This is a genomic window from Thermomonas sp., assembly GCF_020850895.1.
Classification (GTDB): Bacteria; Pseudomonadota; Gammaproteobacteria; order Xanthomonadales; family Xanthomonadaceae; genus Thermomonas.
In genome coordinates this window covers 1-6,398 of the sequence record NZ_JADZDS010000031.1, presented here as the reverse complement: position 1 = coordinate 6,398, position 6,398 = coordinate 1, and the positions used below count along the sequence as shown (strand labels likewise).

Below are 6,398 nucleotides of genomic sequence, written 5' to 3'. Positions count from 1 at the left end.
GACACCGTCACCATCGACGGCACGGTCTACACCCTCGATGCGCTGGTGACGCAGGATCAATCCATCAGCCGCTGGGTGGTGTCATGAGCACGCCGGCCTGGACTCTGCTGACTGCCTTCCAGACCTGCCTTGCGCGGATCAAGGTGGCCGACGGCTACCACACCGACGCGGGGCTGCACGTCTCGATGGAGCCGCGCCAGATCCCGCAATCTGATGGGCTCTGCATCGTCCCGATCATCGAGTCGCGCGCCCGTGCCACCGATGCCGCGTTGACGCGCTCCAAACGGCTGGTGACGGTGGCGGTCATCGCGAAAGTCGGCAACGCACGCAGCGATGCGCAAGAGCGCCTGCAAGAGCTGATCGACGACGTTGAACGTGCGTTCGAGCAACGCCAGCCGGATTTCCCGGCCGGATACCAGTTCCCCACCTTTGTCGAAGCCACGCCGGTGGAAGCGGCGGAAGGCATGTCGCCATGGGTGGGCGCCCAGATTCGATTCACTTCCCACATCCCCATCCGCTGACCGCGGCCCACAGCAACCCCTGCAACAAGGAGCACGACCATGATCCCCTCCACCGATTACAGCTACCTGGGCAGCGGCTCGATCCTGATCCGCGAGTTCGGCTCCGCCGCGCCGCTGGTGACGCTTGGCAACTGCAGCGAGCTGAAGTTCAGCCCGCAGGAAGACGTCAAGACTCTGATGGATTCCACTCAGCCCGGCGGCAACAAACGCAACGAAGTGCGGCGCCTGACCGGCGTGGACATGAGCTTCACCTTCCACGATTTCAGCGCGGCCAACTTCGCCATCGGCTTGCGCAGCAGCGCATCCGATATCGCCGCAGGCACGGTTCCTGCGGAAGAGGCGGTGGCCTACAAGGGCGGCTACACCAAACTGGCGAAGATCGCAGCCACCATCACTAAGGTGGAGCCGGCCGGCGGTGGTGCGGCTTACACCGTCGGCACTGATTACGAGCTGCGCGACGGCATGCTGTATCTGCCCAGCACGTCCACGATTCCTGCCCCGGTTTCCGGCGCTGTGAACGTCAATGTGACGTACACCAACGTGGCGCAGTCGAAGGTCGAAGCGCTGGTGGCCAGCAACAAGCAATACGAGCTGGTGTTCGTGGGCCTGAACGAAGCGCAAAGCGGCAAGCGCGTGCGCGTGCATGCCTACAAAGTCAGCGGCGGCGTGCTGCAGGAAATGGCGCTGATCGGCGATGACTTCGGCGCCGGCCAAGTCAATGGCGCGCTGCTGCCGGACGGCTCCCGGACCGGTGCCGGGATCAGCCAGTACTTCACCTTCGAGACCGAGGCGTGAGCATGACGGACGATGCCGCGCTTGCGTTCGTGGATCGATGCGTCGAGGTGCCGTTCGACGGCGCGGCCGTGCAAGTGCGGCCGCTGACCGTCGGGCAGTGCATCGCCCTGAGCGCGGAGCTGGAATCGGTGCTGCCGGCGCTGGGCCCGGCAATCGCCGCCGTGCAGGGAGGCGGTGATGTTGCATCGGCACTGGTGAGTTTGCTGGCCACGCGCGGCGTTGCGCTGCTGAGCGCGGTGAGCGTGTGCACCGGCATCCCCATCGAGCGATTGCAGTCCAGCCGCGATATCGCCGGGCTGGTGGCGCTGATCGTTGCCATCGTGAAACTCAACATGGATTTTTTCGCCCAACAGGCCGGCGCGGTGCGCAGCACGCTGGCCGTCGCGCTGTCCGCCAATGGGGATGGGCAGACGGCATCCACGGCCTCTGCGCCTGCGGCTACGCATTGACGGAGGTGCTGGGCATGCCACTGGCACGGTTCCACGCGCTGAGCGATGCCGAGGCCAGACGTCAACGTCGCATGCAGGTGAATGCCTGCATCGCGGCGCGCAGCGCGCAGTACGGCAATGACGATTTCAAGCGCTTGATGCGGAGCCTGACCGATGGCGACTAATACCGACCTGCGCGTCAAGATTTCGGCTGACATCGCCGATATCAAGCAAGGCCTCGGCCTGCTGCGTGGTGAGCTTGGGCAAATCAAGCGCGCGGCCGCGCAATCCGCGCCGGATGCATCGGCATGGAAGCGCAGCCTGGGCACGATCCGCGAAGGCGTTGGCAACCTTGTCGGCGCGTTCGTCGGCTTGCAGGCTGTGCGCGGCATCGTCAATGGCGTGATGGAGTCGTTCGATCGGATGGATCGGATCGATGAAATCCGCCAGATGATCGCGATGTCGAGTGAAGACATTAGTCGGTTTGCCTATGCGGCAAAGTTCAGCGGAATTGAGCTGGATACGCTGGGGAAAGCGTTTTTCTTTTTCCAGACAAATCTGTCCAAGAATTCTGGACTACTTAGACAGCTCGGCGTGGACGCGCCTACGACTGCGGGCAAACTGCGGCAGCTGATGGATGTCTTCGCCGCGCTTCCCGACAGCGCAGAAAAATCTGAACTCGCCGCCACGCTCTTCGGCAAGCGCATGGGCGGCGACCTGATTCCATTGTTGAATGTCGGCACTCAGGGCTTCGACGAATTGAGCGAGGCCGCCGCCAGAACGGGCAATGTTTTCAGCGATCAAGCAACGGCTGGCGCGGCAGAATTCAACGACAATCTGGACTCGCTCAAAGGCGTGATGACCGGCGTCTTCAATGTCGCCGCGCAGCAACTCGCGCCGGCGATGGCGGCGTATGCCGGCACGGCGGTAGATTCCGCGAAGTCGTCCGAGGCGGCGGCGGAAGGCGGCAAGTTTCTGGCTAGTGTTTTCAAAGTCGTGGCGATCGGCGCGGTGGTGGTCAAGAACGCCGTCGAGATTGTCACCACCGTCATCGCCAGCATGGCCGATACCGCCATCACTGCTGGCAAGATGATCCTCCAAGGATTGGGCGCCGCGTTCAAGACGGTCGGCGCGACGCTGAAAGCCTACATTACCGGCGGGCCGGTTGCGGCATTCAGCGCGTTTGTCGACTCCGCGAAGACCAACACGATCGCGTACTTCAATGCGGCGCGGAATGCGCAGCATCAGCTCGTCGGCAACTTGTCGGCGACGCGTTCGATCTTCCTCTCGAACGTTGCTGACATCAAGAACGCATTCTCCGCAGCCTTCGCGGACGCGCCCGCCGACGGCGGCAATGCTCGTCGCGCGGCGGACGCGGCCGGCAATGCGGCATCGGATGCGGCAGCGAAAGGCGAACAGCTGCGGCGGCAGTTGGCGGCGCTGTTCGGTGATGGCAATGGCAATGGCGATGGCAAGGGTGGTGGCAGTGCTTCTCGCGAGGCGGCGCGCAAGGTCATCGAGGGCATGGCCGATCAATCCGCCCTGGCGCTGGACCAGATCAAGCGCGACCTCGATGCGTTGGAACAGCGCTACCAGGACGGCGGCATCAAGCTGGCCGATTACTTCGCGCAAAAGCAAGCCCTGCAGTTGCAGGAAATCGACATCAAGATTGCCGAGGCACAAGCCGATGCGGCAGCGGCCACCAGCACCGAACAGCAATCCCGTGCGCTGACCGAGATCATCAAGCTGCAACGCGACCGCGCGGCCATCGGCCCGGCCGTCGCGCGCGAACAAGCCAAGGCCGAACGTGAGGCCGCGCAGGCGACTGCCGATAACCTGCGTCAGCGCAGCAGCGCGGTGATGTCGCAGATGCAGGCCGACATGGGCTTGATCGATGCGCAAATGGCGAGCTTCAGCATCGCGCCGGGTGAAGCGGAAACGCAATTGCAGGCGATCCGCGACCGCAGCATCGAGCAGCTGAAGGTGCTGCGCGGACAAATGCAGGCGTACCTCGCCACGCTTTCGCCGGAAAGCGCGGAGTACGCGGCCGCCCGTCTTGGGCTGACCCAGCTTGATACCGACTTGGCTCAGCTCACCGCGCAACAGCAGCAATACAAGATGGCGGTGGCCGATCAGGCGACATCGTCGCTGACCAACTTTTTCGCCGATCTTGCCACCGGCGCCAAGTCCTTCAAGGACGCGTTCAAGGACATGGTGCTGAGTTTCGTGCAGGGCTTGGCACGGATGGCGGCGGAGATGCTTGCGAAACGCATCATCTTCAGTCTGTTTCCGTCGTTTGGCGGCGGCGGTGGTGGTGGTGGTGGCATGCCAACCATCGGGCCATACAGCGCGCTCGGCAATGTTTTTGCGCCTGGCGGCCTGCGCGCTTTCGCCAAGGGCGGCGTGTTCGCCGCCACTCTGGCCGGCATTTCTGCCTTCGCGGCAGGCGGTGCGTTCACCAATCGGATCGTGAGCGATCCAACCCTGTTCGCCTTCGGCGCAGGCGGCCAGTTCGGCGTGATGGGTGAAGCCGGGCCGGAAGCCATCATGCCGCTGGAACGCGGCCCGGATGGACGCCTGGGCGTCACCGCAAACGGCGGCGGTGGTGGACTGGTGACCACGCCTATCGTCGCCATCGGCGATGAAGCGGTGGCCAATGCGTTGGCCAGCGCCGCCGGTGAGCGCGTGGTGTTGACCCATGTGCGCAACAACTGGACGGGGCTGACGCGTGGCTGATCCGGTTCCCTTCGCGTTCACCACGGGCGGCGACCGCTCCGAGCAATGGGAGTGGCTGACCGACGTGATGCAGGCCGCGACTGGGCCCGAGCAGACGCGCCGCCTGCGCGGTGTTCCGCGCGTCACGCTGTCATGCAGTGGGCAGGAAACCGGCGCCGCGCGGCAGTGGCTGGAAACCTCGCTGCACGCCTACGCCGGACGCGATTGGTGGGTGCCGGTGCTGCCGGATGCCTTGCTGATTTCGTCCGACCTGTCGATCGGTGCAACCAGCGTGACGGGTGACGCGGATTCGCTGCGGTTTGAAGTTGGCGGCAAAGCCATGTTGCTGGGGCTGGCGCCCGGGCAATGCGAGCTGGTGGACGTGAGCGCGTTCGACGGCTCCGGCGTGACAATCTCGGCCACCGTGCAAGCATGGCCAGCCGGCACGCTGCTGGCGCCCGCCTGGCGCGCGTCGCTGGCATCCACGCCTGCGCTGGATCGCTTCACGGGCGATGCCGTGACCTACGGGCTGAGCTTCCTCGCGGCGGCATCCACGCCGACGGTGCCGGCCGCTGACAGCTTGCCGACTTATCGCGGCTTCCCGGTGTTGGAACTCGATGCTGACTGGAGCGCGGCGCCGCAGTGGACGCCTGAGCGTGACCTGATGCCGGTGGATTACGGCATCGGGACGCCGGTGCGCGCTGATCTTGTTGGCCAGCCACGCGCAAAGCTGTCGATCGGCTACACGGCGGTTGGGCGTGCGGAGGTGTGGGCGCTGTTCCGGCTGTTGTTCGCCCTGGCCGGACGCGCGAATCCGCTGTGGGTGCCGTCGCGTGGGCATGACTTGACCGCGGTTGCCGGGGTCACGGGTGGCGCTTTCACGCTGGATGTCGCGGCGTGCGGGCTGGTTGCCGCCGGGGCGCAGCCGCAGCGCCGGGATCTTCGCATCGAACTGCTCGACGGCACCGTGCTGTATCGCCGCGTGGTTTCGGTGGCGCCTGCCGGCGCGGGCGTTGAACGGCTCACGCTGAATGCCGCATGGCCCGGCACCGTGGTCGCTGCCGACATCCTGCGTGTGAGCTACATGGTGTTCGCCCGCCAGTCCGCGGACGTGAACCGTCTGGACTGGTGGACTCTGGACGTGGTGACCACTGCGCTGGAGTTTGTGGGGGTTGCCGACGATGACGCTTGACGCCACCCTGTTCGGTCGCCGGCCCATCCGGCTGTTCGTGTTCACCCGGCAGATGAAGGTCTGGCGGTTCTGCAACGCCGACCGCGACATCACCATCGGCGGCAACACCTACACGGCAGCGCAGATCGACCGCAGCGAGATCCGACAAACCGCGGAGCGAGCAAAGGACAAGATCACCATCACGATGGCCTACCTGCGCGATCCCGGTGCAGTGGAGCTCCCGGCCACGCAGTCCCTGGGCGATCAGTGGGTCCCGTTCGTGCCCAGCAGCACGATCACCGTGATCTGCATGACCACGCACGCGGGCGAAGCCGACCCGCCGGCGGTGGAGTGGATGGGGCAGGTGACGCAGCCCAAGTTCACCGACGTGGAATTGGAGCTGACCTGCGAGCCGACGGGCAGCAATGACCGCGCCCGCAACCAGGGCGCGAAGTGGCAGCGGGCGTGCTGGAAAACGGTCTATTCGACCGGTCTGCGTGGCTGCAATCTGGACCCGGATGCGTTCGCGGTATCGGCCACGCTGTCGGGCGTGAGCGGTCTCACGCTGACCGCCAGCGCGTTTTCAGGAACCGCTTTCACGCTCGCCGGCGGCTCGCTGTCGTGGACGAACGCCGACGGCCTGACCGAGCGCCGCCAGATCATGACGCACACCGGCAGCAGCATCACCGTGCTGTACGGCTCACCCGACCTCGCGAACGGGTTGGCCGTCACTGCGTTGCCGGGCTGCGAGCGCACCTGGGAAGCGTG

At 65.2% G+C, this 6,398-nt stretch carries 7 protein-coding genes; all 7 read left to right on the top strand.

From position 1 onward, the window contains the following. Nucleotides 1-83 precede the first annotated feature (83 nt). On the top strand, nt 84-521 hold the full coding sequence (locus IT472_RS03205; RefSeq protein WP_297178273.1) for a hypothetical protein: 438 nt from the start codon (nt 84-86) through the stop codon (nt 519-521). Between the two features lie 39 nt (nt 522-560). After that, the gene (locus IT472_RS03200) at nt 561-1,316 is read left to right on the top strand and encodes a hypothetical protein (RefSeq protein ID WP_297178270.1); all 756 of its coding nucleotides are present in this window, start codon (nt 561-563) and stop codon (nt 1,314-1,316) included. 2 nt (nt 1,317-1,318) lie between these two features. Next, on the top strand, nt 1,319-1,765 hold the full coding sequence (locus IT472_RS03195) for a hypothetical protein (protein ID WP_297178268.1): 447 nt from the start codon (nt 1,319-1,321) through the stop codon (nt 1,763-1,765). Between the two features lie 14 nt (nt 1,766-1,779). Next, entirely contained in the window at nt 1,780-1,929 is a 150-nt protein-coding gene (locus IT472_RS03190) for a hypothetical protein (protein ID WP_297174491.1), read from the top strand. Continuing rightward, a complete protein-coding gene (locus IT472_RS03185) occupies nt 1,919-4,480 on the top strand; it encodes a hypothetical protein (RefSeq protein WP_297178265.1) in 2,562 nt (853 codons plus the stop codon). The genes IT472_RS03190 and IT472_RS03185 overlap by 11 nt, the downstream gene beginning before the upstream one ends. After that, nucleotides 4,473-5,651 (top strand): hypothetical protein, encoded by a 1,179-nt coding sequence (locus IT472_RS03180; protein ID WP_297178262.1) that lies wholly within the window; start codon nt 4,473-4,475, stop codon nt 5,649-5,651. The genes IT472_RS03185 and IT472_RS03180 overlap by 8 nt, the downstream gene beginning before the upstream one ends. Next, nucleotides 5,641-6,398 (top strand): DUF2163 domain-containing protein (locus IT472_RS03175; protein WP_297178259.1); only part of this gene is annotated, 758 nt, incomplete at its 3' end. The genes IT472_RS03180 and IT472_RS03175, both read left to right, overlap by 11 nt.